The sequence below is a fragment of the Gluconobacter sp. P1D12_c genome, assembly GCF_018812105.1.
In the GTDB taxonomy this organism is placed as follows: Bacteria; Pseudomonadota; Alphaproteobacteria; order Acetobacterales; family Acetobacteraceae; genus Gluconobacter; species Gluconobacter oxydans_A.
The window spans coordinates 1-17826 of record NZ_JACSIQ010000002.1; the positions used below are offsets into that span (position 1 = coordinate 1).

Annotated in this window: 14 protein-coding genes and 1 pseudogene; 7 read left to right on the forward strand and 8 right to left on the reverse strand. The window is 53.3% G+C overall.

Going from position 1 to position 17826, the window contains the following annotated elements; all coding sequences use genetic code 11:
• Window positions 1-630, forward strand: a pseudogene (locus tag KP705_RS02095) (IS5 family transposase); the annotation flags it as partial.
• A 9-nt stretch (window positions 631-639) separates the two neighbouring features.
• On the opposite strand, the gene KP705_RS02100 reads toward KP705_RS02095, so the two are convergent.
• Window positions 640-2820, reverse strand: a complete 2181-nt coding sequence (locus tag KP705_RS02100) for a TonB-dependent siderophore receptor (RefSeq protein ID WP_046901709.1) — start codon at window positions 2818-2820, stop codon at window positions 640-642.
• A gap of 27 nt (window positions 2821-2847) precedes the next feature.
• The gene (locus KP705_RS02105) at window positions 2848-3978 is read right to left on the reverse strand and encodes an LLM class flavin-dependent oxidoreductase (protein ID WP_215763917.1); all 1131 of its coding nucleotides are present in this window, start codon (window positions 3976-3978) and stop codon (window positions 2848-2850) included.
• 389 nt (window positions 3979-4367) lie between these two features.
• Here KP705_RS02105 and KP705_RS02110 point away from each other — a divergent pair, with 389 nt between their 5' ends.
• The 4 genes from KP705_RS02110 to KP705_RS02125 all read left to right on the forward strand — a co-directional run bounded on the left by KP705_RS02110 (window position 4368) and on the right by KP705_RS02125 (window position 9740).
• Complete coding sequence (locus KP705_RS02110) at window positions 4368-6680, forward strand: TonB-dependent receptor (RefSeq protein ID WP_252348187.1); 2313 nt, start codon at window positions 4368-4370, stop codon at window positions 6678-6680.
• Window positions 6681-6835: 155 nt separating this feature from the next.
• Window positions 6836-7843: an ABC transporter substrate-binding protein gene (locus tag KP705_RS02115; protein WP_252348188.1), complete on the forward strand. Its 1008-nt coding sequence runs from the start codon at window positions 6836-6838 to the stop codon at window positions 7841-7843.
• Window positions 7840-9399: an FAD-dependent oxidoreductase gene (locus KP705_RS02120; RefSeq protein ID WP_215763920.1), complete on the forward strand. Its 1560-nt coding sequence runs from the start codon at window positions 7840-7842 to the stop codon at window positions 9397-9399. Before KP705_RS02115 ends, KP705_RS02120 begins: the two co-directional genes overlap by 4 nt.
• On the forward strand, window positions 9396-9740 hold the full coding sequence (locus tag KP705_RS02125; RefSeq protein ID WP_046901714.1) for a ferredoxin family protein: 345 nt from the start codon (window positions 9396-9398) through the stop codon (window positions 9738-9740). The genes KP705_RS02120 and KP705_RS02125 overlap by 4 nt, the downstream gene beginning before the upstream one ends.
• Here the strand turns inward: KP705_RS02125 and KP705_RS02130 are convergent.
• The 4 genes from KP705_RS02130 to KP705_RS02145 form a co-directional block, all read right to left on the reverse strand.
• A complete protein-coding gene (locus KP705_RS02130) occupies window positions 9732-10868 on the reverse strand; it encodes an LLM class flavin-dependent oxidoreductase (RefSeq protein WP_215763921.1) in 1137 nt (378 codons plus the stop codon). The genes KP705_RS02125 and KP705_RS02130 overlap by 9 nt on opposite strands.
• Window positions 10869-11031: 163 nt before the next feature.
• Window positions 11032-11637: a nitroreductase family protein gene (locus tag KP705_RS02135; RefSeq protein ID WP_046901716.1), complete on the reverse strand. Its 606-nt coding sequence runs from the start codon at window positions 11635-11637 to the stop codon at window positions 11032-11034.
• 27 nt (window positions 11638-11664) lie between these two features.
• Window positions 11665-12393, reverse strand: a complete 729-nt coding sequence (locus KP705_RS02140) for an ABC transporter ATP-binding protein (RefSeq protein ID WP_046901717.1) — start codon at window positions 12391-12393, stop codon at window positions 11665-11667.
• Entirely contained in the window at window positions 12390-13229 is an 840-nt protein-coding gene (locus KP705_RS02145) for an ABC transporter permease (protein WP_046901718.1), read from the reverse strand. The genes KP705_RS02140 and KP705_RS02145 overlap by 4 nt, the downstream gene beginning before the upstream one ends.
• 185 nt (window positions 13230-13414) lie before the next feature.
• Here KP705_RS02145 and KP705_RS02150 point away from each other — a divergent pair, with 185 nt between their 5' ends.
• Window positions 13415-14353 (forward strand): ABC transporter substrate-binding protein, encoded by a 939-nt coding sequence (locus KP705_RS02150; protein ID WP_046901719.1) that lies wholly within the window; start codon window positions 13415-13417, stop codon window positions 14351-14353.
• A gap of 45 nt (window positions 14354-14398) precedes the next feature.
• Entirely contained in the window at window positions 14399-15562 is a 1164-nt protein-coding gene (locus KP705_RS02155) for an acyl-CoA dehydrogenase family protein (protein WP_046901720.1), read from the forward strand.
• A gap of 55 nt (window positions 15563-15617) precedes the next feature.
• On the opposite strand, the gene KP705_RS02160 is transcribed toward KP705_RS02155, so the two are convergent.
• Window positions 15618-17225 (reverse strand): rhodanese-like domain-containing protein, encoded by a 1608-nt coding sequence (locus KP705_RS02160; protein ID WP_215763922.1) that lies wholly within the window; start codon window positions 17223-17225, stop codon window positions 15618-15620.
• Window positions 17222-17818, reverse strand: a complete 597-nt coding sequence (locus KP705_RS02165; RefSeq protein WP_215763923.1) for a cysteine dioxygenase — start codon at window positions 17816-17818, stop codon at window positions 17222-17224. Before KP705_RS02165 ends, KP705_RS02160 begins: the two co-directional genes overlap by 4 nt.
• Window positions 17819-17826 lie beyond the last annotated feature (8 nt).

Below are 17826 nucleotides of genomic sequence, written 5' to 3' on the forward strand. Positions count from 1 at the left end.
TGGCCTGCGCTGGCGCGACGCGCCCCGGGAATACGGTCCACACAAGACGCTCTAYAATCGCTGGAAGCGTTGGGGTGACATGGGCATTTTCATGCGGATGATGGATGGTCTGGCTGCCCAAAAGGCCGAGCCCCGGACCATCATGATTGATGCGACCTATCTCAAAGCACACCGCACGGCTTCGAGCCTGCGGCTAAAAAAGGGGATCCAGGCCGCCTGATCGGTCGCACCAAAGGCGGTATGAATACTAAGCTCCATGCCGTCACTGATCAGAACGGACGACCGCTGAGCTTTTTCATGACTGCGGGGCAGATCAGCGATTATACCGGTGCCGCTGCTCTGCTGGACAGTCTTCCTGCCGCACAATGGATGCTGGGAGATCGCGGGTATGACGCCGACTGGTTCAGGGACGCCCTGGAGGAGAAAGGGATAAAACCCTGCATTCCAGGACGGAGATCCCGCGGAAAACCTGTCAAGTACGACAGGCGGAAATACAAACGCCGTAACCGCATCGAGATCATGTTCGGAAGGCTCAAGGACTGGCAGCGGGTCGCAAAACGCTATGACAGATGCCCGACCGTCTTCTTCTCAGCCATCTGCCTCGCCGCAACCGTCATSTTCTGGCTATGAGTCCTAAGCCTAGAAATCCAGGCGAGCATTCAAAGAAACTGTCCGGGGGGTACCAGGAAACAGGTTCCTATTACCCCGGCTCAGCCAGTAACGAACATTACCAATATTTTCGACTGCAGCCCTAAGTACGACATGATGATTGCTAATTTTTGTACTGTAGGATGTTCCTACAGTACCCACGATATAAGAAGGCAGCTTGACTGTATTGGCTGCGTCTAACCAGCTGCTTGAAACGTAATTGAAACCCGCATTTACACTCAACCCCTGAACAGCCTCCAGACGGTATTCCGTATTAAATGCCGCCTGAAACGGCGCAACGGCTTCCAGCTTGTGGTTCTGATACCCGGGCGCTGCCTGTACATACCGGGCATCCAGATAGGCAAGGCTACCGCTAACATTCAGATTGCGCGTGACCATCCAGGCTCCTGCGGCTTCAATGCCCTGATAGCGCGACAGGCCATCCTGAACATAATAATTCTGGGCATTTGTATAAGCGGCTCCCGTGTCCATACGAAAGACTGCAAGCGTGCCATTCCACGTCTTCTTTTGCACCTTCACGCCCAGCTCGTACTCGTCACTGCGCATAGGCCCGAAAACCTGCATGTAATTCACGTTGGACGCACCGGCCTGCCCCCCGGACTGCATAGCCTGCACCCAGCTGAAATAAGTATTGATCTCCGGTGTTATTTTATAGCTAAGCGAGACCAATGGTGTAACGGGATTATTCCTGTGAGCCGCCGTCTGCTTTCCAGAAGTTGAAAAATCATTTTCAAGGTAATTTGTATATCGACCACCCGCCATAAGAGACCAGCGATGGTAAGTGATCGTGTCACTCCAGAATGGGGCAACCTGCTGATAATCAATGTAGCGATACATACGAGGGTTGAAGCTGCTCGCACTCGTCAGTGTTGGACGATCTCGAAAGATATTCCCGTATTCAATAGGGTTCTTAGCGCCAGAATTGGCGTCTGCATCGAACATCTGCCGCAGCCATGTAACCCCGGCGATAACATCATGACGAAGTGGGCCAGTCTCGAAGTGTCCCTGCGTGGTCGCGTCAACCTGATGATAAGTCAAAACACGCACCATTTCGAAAGCGCGGCTCATATAATCGCCATTCGTGCCCGTAAATGTCAGCTGATTGGAGGGAAATTTCTCATCAAGATGCGTGTACCCGTATGTTAGATGTGCACTCCAGTCTTTTGCAAAATCCCAGTCCAACCCTGTACTGAACCTCTTCATATCATTGGTCTTCCAGGAGTCTTTGGCACCAAAAGCCTTGCGACCGCTCATGGTCTGCACAGCGCCTACTCCATTTGCAGAGGCAATCGTGTTCACCATGCCTTTCTGAAGGGTGTTCAGATAAAATGTATTGAAATGCCAGTGCAGGTTATTCGTAATCCGAACATTCGTAGTGAACGAAAGAGACAGGTTGCGCAGGAAGCTGTCATTCACCTGATTTCCAACTTCGCTGGCAAAAACAAAGCGCGTCTGTACACGATGGCTTCGATCCAGCGATCCCCCCACATCCAGCATTTGCCGGAACACGGCATCAGAACGATACCCCGCTTCCAACGTCAGTTTTCTTTCTTCGAGCGGAGCTTTCAGCTGATAATCAAGCACACCTCCCGGTGAACCAAATCCATACATAAAAGCTGATGCGCCTTTTATCACCTGAACATGATCAAAATTGGCCAATGGCAAATCAATGTACCAGTACGGAATGGCGAGACCGTCAATTTTATAACCATTTGTCCAATCAAGATTCAGTCCTCGCACCCTGACACTCGACCCGGATGCCGTAGAAGACCCATTCGAATTCGCCTGCACACCTGGTTCGTAACGCATAACGTCATTGATATCCGTCGCCTGCATCTGTTCGATCCGATCAGCCGAAATCGTACTGACCGAGAAAGGCGTATCGAATTCTGATCGGGTTCCGAACGCCCCCAAAGGCACCTTGCGAGCCAGACGCGGCGCATGTCGTGCTACCCGTACTGTCACGGCTTCCTGCGTCTGGCTCTGGATATCATGCGGCATCGCACGCCGTGCTGGGGCGGTCACTGCTGGCGAAATAGTCGTATGGGTATGTGTTTGTAATGGCTTTGATGTGTTGTGATGGAGCGTTGCCGCTGAAGACACACCGGGCAACGTAACGAGTAGAAGAGCGCGCAGGCTGAGACGCCTCATGATAGACAGGTCCTTGAGATAGTGAGATCAGCGTGAGATCCGGCGAAGCTGGTCTTCCCGCTCCACCAGAGATCGAACAAGAGGGATGAGATCACGCCCATACCGGACGGCGTCGGTGAGAGGATCAAAACCCCGAATAAGAAAAGTTTCGATGCCGATACGGTAATATTCGAGAAGACTTTGCGCGACCTGCTCTGCCGTCCCAACCAGGGACGTGGAATTCCAGCGGCCGCCCGTAACCTGCGCAACTCCTGTCCAGAGGCGCTCATCATGCCGCGCAGACTTGGCCGCTATGGCCTGAAGCCTCCTGGACCCTTCGTTAACAGGCAGATTTTCCGGCGTTAAAAGCGAGTCTGCATGATCAAGTGCTATCTCATTTTTTACCGGCTGGCTGGATATCTGCCGTGTCTCGACTTGCGCTTGAATAGCTGCCGCGCGAGCCCAGGCTTCTTCTTCCGTATCCGCAATGATGGGACGAAAAGAAATAGAGAATTTCAGTGCGCGATGATGTCTTTCTGCCGCCGCCCGCACTTTTCCGATGAGTTCTGCTGCATTAGCCAACGGCTCTCCCCAGAGAGCATACCCATCGGCAAGTTCACCTGCGACCTCTATCGCCTCTTCAGAAGCGCCACCAAAATACAGGGGAATACCATGCGGCTGATATGGCAAAACAGCAGAAGATGCTCCTCGCAGACGATAGAACTCTCCATCATGATCAAACGGTAAGCCACCAGCCCATTCTCGACGAAGAATTTGCAGATATTCTGCCGTACGCTGATATCGCTCCACTTTCGAGAGATGGTCTCCATCAGCTTCAAGCTCACGATCATTACCCCCGGTAATGACATGCACGGCCACCCGCCCGCTGCTGAGTTGATCCAGTGTGGCGAATTGTCTTGCTGCCAGAGTAGGCGCGGTAAAACCGGGCCGATGAGCAATCAGCAGCCCCAATTTGGATGTTACAGAAGCCGCATGCTGGGCTACCAGAATGCTATCTGGAGACGATGAATGAAACGCAACAAGCGCCTTATCAAAACCACCTCGTTCGTGGATCAAAGCGGTAGCGGCAATGTACCTCGGGTCCACCGCAGGCCCAGAAGTATCCAGAATTTCAGTCTGTTCACGCGCGCTGACATAACCGATAAATTCGACGGGCATAAATCACTCCATTTTCAAGTGATTTAATTTTAATTACTTTATTTTTTCATACATTTTAAAAATGAAAACTTCATTCCTGAAAATATGAAATGTTTCACTTTCCATAGAACCTCCATAAGAATTCTTTAACTTCTTCGAAAGATTTATATTTTCAATATTTCATATTTAGAAAATGAGACTAAAATAATTAGCGAAATAAAAGTAATAGTTTTGAATAATTCCATATTCCAATCGTATATTTATCGGGAAAACAACCCTTGAAATCGAAAAAACACACTGCCTTTCAAGGGTAACTCGACATCATGCTTTCTATTCCCGAAAGAAACTCTCTTTTCCTTTTTACAGGTAAAAGAACACTATTCAGCTCTCTTTTGGGAACGACATGCAGCATGGCAGCAGTCATGGGAACAATGATTGATCAGGCTCATGGCGCCACCTCGCACCAGCACGTGCCCAAGTCGACCCTAAGCGCGGCAGTCCCTGCACTCAAAATACATCCCAAACCGAAAATTTCATCCGCTCGGACAAATGCGATTCAGGCCAAAGGTACAGGTGAATCCTTTTCTATCCATGGCCAGTCCCATGCGGCTCGCCGAGCGACCGCGCTACAGAAAACACCGCAGTCCGCTAGTCTGCTGACAGCTTCACAACTTGAACGGCTCGGGGTTCAGAATACCAAGCAACTCGCCAGGCTGACACCCAATCTTTATATTCCGAACAATATGCCCGGGTATTCAGTACTGAATTATTTTATTCGTGGGATTGGAGAAATTGATCCGCAAGGCGAGCCTTCCGTTGGCACCTATCTCGATGGAGTTTACCTCCCTAGAAACATGGGAAACATGCAGGAACTCCTTGATGTAGCAGACATTGAGGTAGACCGCGGTCCCGTCGTTTTCTCCGGGCATCAATCCGAAGGAGGGGCCGTCAGGATCAACACTCTTGTGCCGACCAATCAGAGGCGGTTTGTCGCGCAGACAGGCTATGGAACCTATAACGAGTATCAGATTGGCGTTGCAGCGAGCGGCGCTCTCATCAAAAACAAGGTCTACGGCAGCATCGCCTTTGGCCGCCACTCCCGCGGAGGAATTGACCATAACTATACTGTTGGAAAAGACACAAATAACATCGACTATACGCAGGCACGCGGCAAACTGCGTTTCACTCCCAATGAGAACTGGGATATTACCCTTGCCTTTGACGGCACAATAGATGGCAGTACAAACAAGGGTGTAGGCAACCTACTGAACCCGTATATCTATGGAAATTACAATCAGCTTTTCCCAAAAAACAATTATAGCGAAACTGGTTTCATAGGGAATTTGAGATACACACTTTCCCCTCATCTGAAGCTCTATTCCATCACTGGCATCAGGGGCTACGATGATAAGGGAATCTACGACAACACAGGCGATTATTACTCACGAACCTCTCAGCCTCTTTACTACAAAGACAGGATGTACTCTCAGGAATTAAAACTCCATGGAGACTACGGAAAGCTCGACTTCAATGTCGGCGCATACTTCATGTATGAGGACTGGTTTACGCAGAGATGGGCTAATAACGCTTCAGGAACTGCAACAAATGACCCAGACAAAATCCGCTATACTCCGGTTTACGCCGTCATTGATCAGGTCACGCGCAACTGGGCTCTTTATGGAGAGGCAAGTTATCACATCACACGCGCGCTGACCTTCACGGGCGGACTGCGTTTTAACTGGGAAAATCACTCCAATTCTGAAACTCTGAATTATCTGGCACCCGGTCCGTTGCATCAGTCCACACCAGCAAACCAACTGTCTTATATTCTCTGGGGCGCACCGGGCGATCAGGCATGGCAGGTCTCAGAGCGCAAAAGCTGGGTTCAGCTTCTGCCAAAAGGCACGCTGACCTATCAGATCCGCCCTAATCTGATGACATATGCGTCCATTTCCCAAGGCGGAAAATCGGCAGGATATGACTTCAGAGCGCAAAGCCCGTCTGCTTCCGGCAGTCTGCAAGCTTCAACCCCCTATAATCCGGAAATTGTCACGACCTATGAAGTGGGTCTCAAAAGTGATCCCGTACCTGGCCGCATTCACTTTAATGGCGCACTTTTCTGGAACCAGTTCGACGATATTCAACTCACGACAACAGACCCTTCAAACGGTCTCTCACGACGTTTCAACGCAGGCAAAGGCCACTCTGCTGGTGCGGAAATCGAAACCTTCGTGAAAATCACCCATGATCTGGACCTGCATTACACAGCCTCTTACCTCTATTCCGTGCTTGATGATTTCCGCGGTCGTGTGAGCCGGACTACGCTTGCAAGTGGTCAAGTCTATAACAATACACCTTATGCGGGAGCGCCCCTCCCCTTTTCACCACGTTTCCAGACAATGGGATCTCTAACCTACAGACTCCCCATCCGGCTGCCTGGCACCTTTCGCGTAGGAGCGGATGTTTCTTTTCAATCCGCGCTTTACACCAGTTCCCAGACCAATCCGCAAAACCGTTTGTCCCCACAAACCTACATCAATGCCATGGCAAGCTGGACCAGCCCCGATAGCCGGTGGTTCCTTCAGGCAACTGCCCGCAATCTTCTGGATCGGCGCTATCTGCAAGGCGCAACCTTTGTGCAGGGTGGCGGTGTCCCGGTTTATGAGTCCGCACAGTTTGCGGACCCACGAACCATTTTTGTAACGTTGAAATTTACACTTTGAAGCCAATCCGTTCCCTTGTGATTTCAAAATAACAAGGGAACGGATTATTCATAATAACAAAATAAACTCATTAGTCTTTATCATTAGAATTTTTCGAGAAATGATCTTCTGATGATTGAATAAATATTCACTTTGCAAGCATGAGGAGCGATTTCATGCCCCTGTCTTCGTCTCCCCTTAAACGGCGCCACTTCCTTGGCCTAACGTCCGCCGTTACAGGAGCATCTTTTCTGCCACATAAACTGGCAGCGCAGACAAAAGACCTCTCCCAGATCACACTCAGAGCAGCCACTTTCCGGGGGGCAGATCAAACCTTTCTCAAAGAAACCGGGCTCGATGATTTTCCCTACAAGGTCAGTTTCAGTGAGTTCAACTCAGGAAACATCATCGCACAGGCCATCAATGCGGATGCTCTGGACATTGGCGGCTGGAGTGAAATCCCAATGGTCTTTGCAGCAACATCCGGTGCGCGCATCTCCATTGTCGCCACGTTGGAAGGGCCGACCACAGATCAGGTTCTTCTAGTGCCAGCACACTCAACCGCGAAATCCATGACAGATCTCAAGGGAAAGCGCATTGGCTATATCAAAGCCACAACGTCCCATTATTTTCTGATCAAAATGCTGGAGCAACAAGGCCTATCATGGCGTGACATCACGCCTGTCGCGCTTGGAATGAGCGAAGGGCTGACAGCCATGAAATCAGGAAGCCTCGATGGATGGGCAACGTATGGATATGCCATCCAGATGCTGGAAGCCGATAAAACAGCTCGCATCCTTCAAAGTGCAGCAAATATTCTTTCCGGCCATTATTTTATCGGCGCCAATCCTCTCCGCTTGAAGGATCCAGCTTTTCGCACCGTTGCAGCAGATTATCTCGGACGACTCAACAAAGCCTATTCCATCCTCAGCAACGATAAACCGCGCTGGGCACATGCTGTATCTCCTGTCATTCAGGTACCCGAACCTCTGGTGCTGAATTACCTTCAAAATCAGAACCGCCCCTATCATCTGCGCGCATGGCGTAAAACCGACATTACCTCTGCACAGGACATTGCGAATACATTTGCCAAAAATGGCTTTCTTCCAGAGGGGACAGAGTTGGAGCCCATTTTTTCTCCCGCTCTTTCGGACGCACTGGATCGTCAAAGGTCCATTCCATGAGGCACCCCACCGCTCGCCAACTGACAACGGATGTTCTGGTTATCGGTGGAGGCTTGGCAGGATGCTGGGCCGCCATCACGGCCGCTCAGGCGGGCGCAAAGGTCGTGATTACCGAAAAAGGGTATTGCGGCACCTCCGGCGTGGCCGCGTCTGCCGGACCGGGACACTGGTTCATTCCCCCTGAAGGCACACTCCGTCAGGACGCTATTGCACGTCGGCTGGACATGGCACAGGGACTGGGAGATGCGTACTGGATGGAAGCCATCATAGACAGGACATTCCGAACGCTACCCACAATTGCCAGTCATTATCGTTACACTCAGGATGATAATGGAAAAATCAGATATCACGCCTTACGTGGGCCAGAGTATCTCCGCGCGCTCCGCCTGAAAGCTCTGGAAAGCGGTGTGAGCATTCTGGATCATAACCCTGCCCTGCGACTTCTTCGTCACGAAGATGGCAGTATTGCTGGAGCAACAGGCGTTTGCCTGAAATCCGGGCAGGATCAGTGGAGTATCCGGTCTGGGGCTACCATTCTGGCAACGGGCGGCTGTGCATTCCGCTCTCACCTGCTGGGAGGCTCAAACAATACCGGCGACGGACTTCTGATGGCTGCCGAAGCAGGAGCCTGTTTTTCAGGGATGGAGTTTTCAGCCTTTTTCACGATTGTCCCAGCCACAACGACAATGGCGCGGACCATGATCTACAGCTTCGCCAGATATTATGATGCATCTGGCCACGAACTGGAGCGTCCAGAAAGTCCTCACGATAATCGCTTTCTGGCAGAAGCACTCAAGACCGGCCCTGTTTTCTGTGACCTGTCGCGCGTTCCTGACGATATTCGGGGCCAACTGCCCCAAATTTCTCCCAATGTTCCCCTGACATTTCAGCGTCTCGGCATTGATCCGTTTACGCAGAAATTTCCCGTCTCTCTTGTTGGCGAAGGCACCATTCGGGGTGTCGGTGGAATCCGGGTTACGGACAGGCAGGCAGGCTGTGGCATTCCAGGGCTTTATGTGGCCGGCGATGTCGCTTCACGGGAGCCTGTAACGGGCGCCATATCCGGAGGGGGTGCTGTCAACGCTGCCTGGGCGCTCTCATCTGGCTGCATCGCAGCAGAATCCGCTGTCGCCTACATCCGCAAACAACAGCGTTCCCCGAAAGAGCACATTTCATATCCCGAGCATGAAACCGTCGCCCAAGACTACAAAGCTGTCGAAAAAGCAGTCCAGGATGAGATGCTCTCACCCCACAAACAATACTTTCGAACGGCTTCTTCGCTGGAAAAGTCTGCCCAAACTTTGGACGCCGCATGGCAACATCTTTCTGCTACCCTTGGATATGATACAGATGTCCGCGCCCAACTTCGAAACCACGAATTGAAAGCCCTTACGGCCGTTTCCCGCTGGTGTACGGCAAGCGCCATTGCTCGCAGGGAAAGTCGTGGCATTCATTATCGGATTGATTCTGAGACTATTGATAACCCCACGCATATTCTGAGCGGCGGCCTGACCAACCCATGGACGCGCTCAGTACCAGTGGAAACATTTTCATGATTGAACTGATCGTCGAGAACCGTTGCACGGCCTGCAATATCTGCGTGGAGGTCTGCCCGCGGGATGTTTTAATCTCTCGCGAAGAAGGTGCCCCTGTGATCGCATATCAATCAGATTGTCAGACCTGCTGCCTGTGCGAGCTGTATTGCAGGGCGGATGCCATTTACGTCCATCCAGACGCCAGCAACGCCCACCCTCAAGATAAAGCTACCCTGGAAGCTTCAGGCCTGCTTGGAGAATACCGCCGGAATTCCGGCTGGGACGAGTGGGCAAATCATGAAGATTTGCAGAACCAGCACTGGCGCATGGAAGATGTCTTCAAACGCACCCGATCACCCTAAACTCAACAAGGGGAGGAGATCTGTGCCTCCTCCCCTTGTCTTGTTATCCTGCGGCGCGGACAGATTGCGCCTCAAGGCTGCGACTTTTTCCCGAACCAGCGGAATAAGGTCACGGCCATAAATCCGTGCATCTTCCAGTGGCTCAAATCCACGGATCAGGAAATTGTCGATGCCCAGTTTGTAATATTCCACCAGAGCATCTGCGACCTGTTCCGGCGTCCCAACCAGCCCTGTTGAGTTCCCGGCAGCCCCGGTCAGACTGGCAACACCTGTCCAGAGACGTTCATCCTGCCTGCGGGACGTCGCCGTCTCAAGCAGACGGCGAGACCCGTCATTCGGTGGCTGATGCCCTGTCACTGGCAATCCCGCCTGTTCGCGGGCCGCCCGGACAAGGTTCTCGATTTCTTCAGCCCGTTGCCAGGCCGCCTCTTCCGTATCAGCAATAACCGGCCGAAGAGACAGGGAAAAACCAATCTTCCGGCCATGACGTGCTGCGGAGGATCTCATCCGACTGACGATTTCGCGGGTTGCTTCCAGCGTCTCCCCCCACGTTGCATAAACATCTGCGTGCTTCCCTGCGACGTCGAGTGCCTCCGCAGACGTTCCTCCAAAGAAAACGGGCAGGTTTTGCGGATGAATGGAACTCTGCGCCTGACGGATATGATAGAAACGGCCATCATGATCGAAAGGCGTTGCAGAACTCCATTCCCGCTTCAGAATATCGAGATATTCATCGCTGCGGATATAACGGTCCGCCTTGGTTGTCCCAACATCTCCATCCCGGGCCATTTCGGAATCCGCGCCCCCCGTGATGATATGAACAGCCACGCGTCCCTGGGAAAGCTGATCAAGCGTTGCGAGCTGTCGAGCGGCAAGTGTGGGCTGCGTAAAACCCGGACGATGCGCAACAAGAAAGCCCAGCTGACTGGTTAAAGCCGCGCCATATGCAGCAACGAGCTGGCTTTCAGGCGAATTGGAGCCAAAAGGAATCAGAACACGGTCAAAGCCGCCCTCTTCCTGCACCTGAAGTGCCTGCTGTACATAGGAAATATCCAGCGCGCGATCCCGGACGCCAGCATGAATTTCGGATCTGTTATTAAAACCAATATACCCGATGAAGTTAACCACCCTGAGTCTCCAGTTTTATCAGGATTTCATCGTAAAAGAAAAATATTCGGAATAATCGTGATATCGGAAAAAGTCATTCATCAGAGAAACTGAACGAAAAACGCCTTCCCAAAAAAGGAAAGGCGCTTCCGGTAGGCACAAAACGGAAAAGGTTTCAGGAGCCTTATTGGTCGTCCGGCCTGAAACGCCCCTCAAACGCAATCTTCTCAAGGGGCAGACGCCCGGAGGGTTGCTCGCGCTGACGTAGCCCTTCTGGCAGAATATCGGCATCCGCCTGCCGGCCAATGACGAGGGCTGCATGCACCTGATAGTCTTCAGGAAGCTCCAGTCCTGCATGGGCCAGGTCATGATCAAAACCGCTGATCGGATGAACCGCCCATCCTGCCTGTGAGGCCTGAAGCTGTATCAGAACCGACGCCGCGCCTGCATCAAAAGCATGGGTTAGCAGCGGTGATGGTTCTCCCGTCCTGCTTGAAATCGTAATCGTTCTGGAAACGATATAGACAATCGCAGAGGCATTTTCCGCCCAGCTCCGATTGAATGGAATCAACCATGAGAGGAAGCGGTCCCAATCCGGAGTATTCCGACGTGCATGAATAAAACGCCACGGCTGGATATTATAAGCCGACGGCGCCCAGCGGCCCGCATCCAGAAAGCCAAGGAGATCTTTCGAATCAAGATCCACAGGCTGATAGGCGCGTGGAGACCATCGATCGAGAATAACCGGGAGGACCGCAGAATCTGGTGCGCGATCAGGGGCAGTGGTCATGAAATTGGCCTTATCACAAATACAAACTCACGCAGCATGCACACCCAGCGCGTCAAGTAAAAGACTACGCAGCGCGCCGAACCCCGGATCAGAGTGCCTCCGAGGACGCGGTACAGTAATGGGAACATCCACACGGATACGTCCCCGTTCAAGCACCACAGCGCGATCCGCAAGAAGAAGGGCTTCGTCTACATCATGTGTTACAAGCAGAACAGCACAGCCGTGCTTCTTCCAAAGATCAGCGACAAGCTGCTGCATTTTCAACCGCGTCAGAGCATCCAGAGCAGCGAACGGTTCATCCAGCATCAAAAAAGCTGGCTCTCTCACAAGAGCTCGGGCAAGCGCGGCGCGCTGCGCTTCTCCTCCAGAGAGGGTAAGTGGCCAGGCATTACTGCGATGCGCCAGCCCGACCTCTTCCAGAACGGCTTCCGCACGCTGACGGATACCTTTGTCTTCCTGCCCCAGGACAACATTCTTCCACACACGTTTCCATGGAAGAAGGCGGTGCTCCTGAAACACAACCGAGACTTCACGCGGTCTGGTCACAGCTCCATCCGTCACGGGGTCAAGTCCAGCCAGCGTTCTCAGCAAAGTCGACTTTCCAGATCCGCTGTGCCCCAGAAGCGCAACAAATTCACCGGGAGCGATCGCCAGATCCAGTTCATCCAGAATAGGAGGACCATTATTGAACCGTCGCGTCAGCTGCTCCACAATGACAGCAGTGCCAGGATCAGCTTCAGAATGTGTGTGTGTCATGCCGAGCGACCTTTCCGTCCATCAGGGCGCCAGGCCAACAGAGTGCTTTCCAGAAAACGGACAATCTGATCGGATATCAGACCCAGCACACCGTAAACGAGAAGACCGACAAGGATAATGTCCGTACGCAGGAAATCCTGAGCGTCCATCATCATGTGTCCGATACCGCTTTCCGCATTCACCTGCTCGGCAACGACCAGCATCAGCCAGGACACACCGACGGCATAGCGCAGCCCTGTCAGGAAATCAGGCAAGGCGCCAGGAAGAAACACATCCCGGATCGTCTGCCAGCGTGACAGGCCAAGCGTGGACGCCATTTCCACCAGTTTGGGATCAATAGACCGGATCCCCTTATGCAGATTCAAATAAATTGGAAACGTTGCGCCCAGCGCCACGAGCAGAACCTTGGGGGTCTCACCAATTCCAAACCAGAGGATGAAAAGCGGGACAAGCGCCAGCGCGGGCAAAGTGCGCAGGACTTGCAGAGGGGCATCAACAACATCCTCCCCAATACGGGACAGACCTGAAATCAGCGCCAGCACCACTCCTAAGGTGACGGCAAGACCTAAGCCACTTCCTGCCCGCAAAAGCGAAACACCAAGATTGAAAGGCAATGTTCCATCGCGCACCAGCGTCCAGCCCGTTACGGCAATCTGAACCGGAGACGCCACAAGCCTGGTGGAAAGCAAACCTGATGAGCATGCAACCTGCCAGAGACAGACCAGCACAAGCGGAGACGCGTAACGCCTTATGGAAACAAGCGTCCTCAAATTCCGGGTTTTTCCCTTGGCTTCGGCAGTCTTGTAAGGTCCAGTCAGTGTGATGGCGTCTGACATCGGGCGTCCTCCCACAGGCAGCAATAGACGCCCACCTTCCCTATTCTACGCGCAGATGTCAGGTGAATATTCTAAATACAAATGTTTGACGTGATTTAATTGTTCTTGAGCAGACATGGAGTCAGGCTGAAGACTTTCCTGTTGTGTGCAGGCTCCATTTCCCAGATCTGAACGAGTTATTTGCCATGGCCTCTGTAAGAAAATTTCTGCCCTTCATGGCGGCTCTCCTTTTGGGAACCTCGTTTGCCCAGGCAGAAGACACCCTGACTGTCGCCGATCAGAAAGGCCAGCAGAAAGCCCTTCTTGAAGCCGCGGGACAGGACAAAAACCTGACCTACACTCTTCACTGGACCGAATTTGAAGCCGCAGCTCCTCTGCTACAGGCGCTCGCAGCAAACGCCCTGGATACGGGAATTGCAGGAGATGGCCCCTTCCTTTTTGCCTGGGGCGCTCATCTGCCCATCAAGGCCGCTTTTCTGATTCCTCCCCGAGGCGGCGGAGAGTCTACGGCTGTCGTCACGACGGGCTCCTCCTCCCTTCACACCGCAGCGGATCTGTCTGGTAAAAGGATCGGAACGGGCAAAGGTTCAATCGGCCACCTCTTGCTTCTGCGCCTGATAGCGACTGGCGCCATTCCTGCACCTGCTCCACATATCGTTTTTCTTGCGCCCGCTCAGGCTAAGGCGGCTCTTGATACCGGGCAGATCGACGCCTGGTCCACATGGGAACCGTATGTGTCTCTGGCTGTCGTTGAGAGCCATGCACGCAACATCGTAGACGGCCGGAACGTCATGCCCAACAACAGTTTCTTTGTCGCGACCAACGAGGCCCTGGCAACAAAACACGCGCAACTGGCTGACTTCTATAAGCGAATGACGGCCGCCTATGCGTGGGGAACAGAACATCAGGCCGAATACGCCGCCATTCTGGCGAGGCAGACCGGTTTGCCCCTCCCTGTTGCAAAGGCCGTAGCCAAACGCCTGATCGCTGCTCCTGCACCTTTGACGCCCGAGGTCATTCAGCAGGAACAGACGACGCTTGATGCCTATCGTTCCGGCGATTTTCTGAAAAATGCAGGAAAACTGGAAGACGCTTTCGATCTGACAGTTTCCATTCCTCAATAAACACGTTCTAGTATTTACCAGATCGCGGAAAGACGGAGAACCGTTATGGGTGACAGTCCATTTGCCCCTACAACCAACACCGCTGCAACGGACAAGACCCTAGACGAACTGGTTCAGGTCTTTGTCGAGCGTGCCCCCCGGTATGACCGCAGCGGCAATATTGCGATCGAAAACCTGCATGACCTTCATGAAGCAGGTTTCCTTGCCTTGGCACTGCCAAAAGCTGTGGGGGGAGAGGATATTACTCTTCGTACCGTGACGCGGATTATCAGCCGCCTTGCCCAGGGCGATCCATCAACCGCCCTCATTCTGGCAATGCAGTATCTTCAGTCTGGAGCTTTCGCACATTCGCCTCAATGGTCAGACGAGGTAAAACAGGAACTGTTTGAGAGCATTCGTCAGGAAGGTGCTCTGATCAACGCCCTGCGTGTGGAACCGGAACTTGGCACGCCTGCCCGTGGTGGCCTGCCCGATACGACTGTCAGCCGAAACGGTTCGACATGGCGTATTTCCGGCCGCAAGATCTTCTCAACAGGCTCGACAGCCCTTCAATGGGGTGTTGTCTGGGCGAAAACGGATGATGCCGAACCCAAGGTCGGCCCGGTTCTTGTTCCGCTCGATCTGCGAGGGGTGCGAATCGAGAAAAGCTGGCACCAGCTTGGAATGCGTGCCACCGGCAGTCACACCATCATTTTTGATAATGTGGAAATTCCAGAACGCTATCTGGGCCTTCTGGCACCTTCTCCTGCAAAGGAGAATGGCCCGGTCGCGATTGCAAGTTGGCATGCGATTGTCATTGCCTGCCTCTATAATGGGATTGCCATCGCGGCGCGGGACTGGCTGGTAACGTTCCTTCACAGCCGCGTTCCTTCCAATCTCGGGGCATCTCTCGCAACCCTGCCCCGTTTTCACATCCTGCTCGGTGAGATTGATGCTCTGCTTCTGTCCAATGAGGCTTTGATTAACCATGCCATTACCCTCGCGGAACAGGGTACGGAAAGCGACACCCGCGCCGGACTGGCCAAACAGGTTGTTACCGAAAACGCCATTGCAGCCGTGAGCAAAGCGGTCGCCGCTATCGGCAACCCCGGTCTGAGTCAGGACAACCCACTGGAACGGCATTATCGCAACGTTTTGTGCGGTCGCGTTCACACGCCACAGGGTGACAGCGCCCTTCTGGCAGCCGGGCGAGAGGCGCTGAAGGTCTAGACACAAAAAAAACCGGCGACCACGAAGGTGGCCGGGGAAGAAGGATCGTCAGGCTTCAGATATCTTCCAGAACCCTGAAGCCGTGAGTTCCATCCTTCTCAAGCTGGGCAACCAGCCCGTACTCCCAGTCCAGATAAGCCTGCATGGCCTCTGCCGCGTTGTCCGTGCCTTCATAAGGCCGTTTGTAGACATCATCCGGTGCGGAAAAGGCCTGTGAATCATCCAGCCCGGTTTGCAGCGCATAACCTGCTGCCTGCCAGGCTTCCGTCCCCCCTTTCAGGACACGAACGCGACGGCTTTCCCCAGCAAGATCCGGCGCAGCCAGATGAGCGGCAATACCATTCGGGGATACCAGAACGATCTCTCCAGCCTCACGAATTGCCGGATGAGCCACCAGATCTGGGCGGATCACGAACCGTGCGCCCGGAATATGTCCCTTTCGGAAAGCCGGACTGGTGGCGAGATCCAGAACGAGAATATCGCCAGTTACAAGATTCTCTCGCAGTTCAGCGGCAGAAATCGTTTCTACGTCCGGCAAGGGCTGGGAAAGCAGAGGCGCTTCCTGCCCGGTTTCAAACGGCAGACCATCCCATTTATCCAGAACGTAAACTTCGTTCCACCCCAACTGCCTGAGCCAGTGAGCCGTCATTCTGGCACGAACCCCATCGTCATCCGTCAGAACAATGGTTCCATGCCGCACTCCGACCCATTCGTCCGTAGCCTGCACAAGCTGGCCGCCCGGTGCGGAACGGAAATCCTTCAGATGGCCTTCCATGTATTCTTCAGGCGAACGGACATCCAGCCGATAAACAGTCCGCTCCGGATCAGCCAGAAACCTTTCCAGATCATTCGCCGTAAGAGACCGAACACCTGTCCGTTCCGCCAGAAGTTTCGCACGGGCACGTGCTGCCTGATGGTTCTGCTCCGAAACGTCTGTTCCTTTACGGGCAGCACCATGTTCGAGCGAAAGCCCTTCCAGCGTCCAGCCAATCGTACCATTTCGAAGCGCAAAAACCGGGTTGGGGATTCCAGCATTGACGAGGGACTGCGTGCCAATGATAGATCTTGTCCGTCCAGCGCAGTTCACAATGACGGTTGTTTCCGGCGAAGGCGCAATATCCCGAACCCGCAATGCCAGTTCACCGCCCGGAACGGAACGGCCTCCTGGAATGGACATGACATTGTACTCAATGAACCGTCTTGCATCGAGAATAACGAGATCATCGCCACGCTTGATCCTGTCATGAACCTCACGCGCTGGCAGGGATGGTGTGTGCCGGACATGTTCGACGAGTTCGCCGAATGCCTTGGACGGGACGTTCACATCAATGAAGATCTCGCCCCCGGATCGTTTCCAGCCTTCCACACCACCCTCCAGCGCCGAGACGGCCGAATATCCAAGCGACTGGAGCAGTCGAACAGCTTTTACCGTACGGCCTTCCCCGTTATCATACACAACAATGGGGGCGTCCTTGCGCGGCACCAGCCCGGCAATGCGCTCCTCGATGCGCCCAACAGGCAGGTTGACGGCAAAGAGCGGATGCGCGGAGGCAAAAGGCCCTTCTTCACGGACATCCAGAAGCGCAATTTCAGCCCCGTTTTTCAGGCTCTGCCGGACGTCTTCCGAAGAGGTTGCGGGCAGAAGATTTGTAATGCTGTTCATGCAGCCTTGCTCCTGGAGCGATCCCAGAGATTGGGAACGTCCTCGCTCGAATATCCGGATATGAAATTCTTCTCGATGCCACTGGCCTCATCGTAAACGGCACGCGAAACACCGCCGATATTGGCCCCGTACACATGGATGGAAATGGACGTCTGATCTGTCAGGGCATTGGCCACGAGATGATAGTCGTTCACCCCAGGCGCCAGAAACGCGACTTCACCGGGCTCAAGAAAATCCGTTTCGCCTTTTTCAAAGCTCCCGTCCTCCCTGCGCGTGAACTGCGTTTCGCTTTCTTTACCCCGAAGCATTCCAATCAGCCCCCAGACGCGATGATCGTGCAAAGGCGTTTTCTGTCCCGGCCCCCAGACGAAACTGACGACAGAAAACCGCTCCAATGGATCACAGTGCAGGAGATACTGACTGTAACGTTCAGGATGTGGCCGGGTATAGGTTTCGGGCAACCAGTCATCGCGCGAAACGAGTGTTTTCAGAAGCTCCGCTCCCGCTTTCTGGATAGACGCGGCGTCGGAATGTCTCTCGAAAAGCCGCGTAAATCGGGAAACGAACTCCCGCAATGGCTCAATATTCGTCATTGATTTCG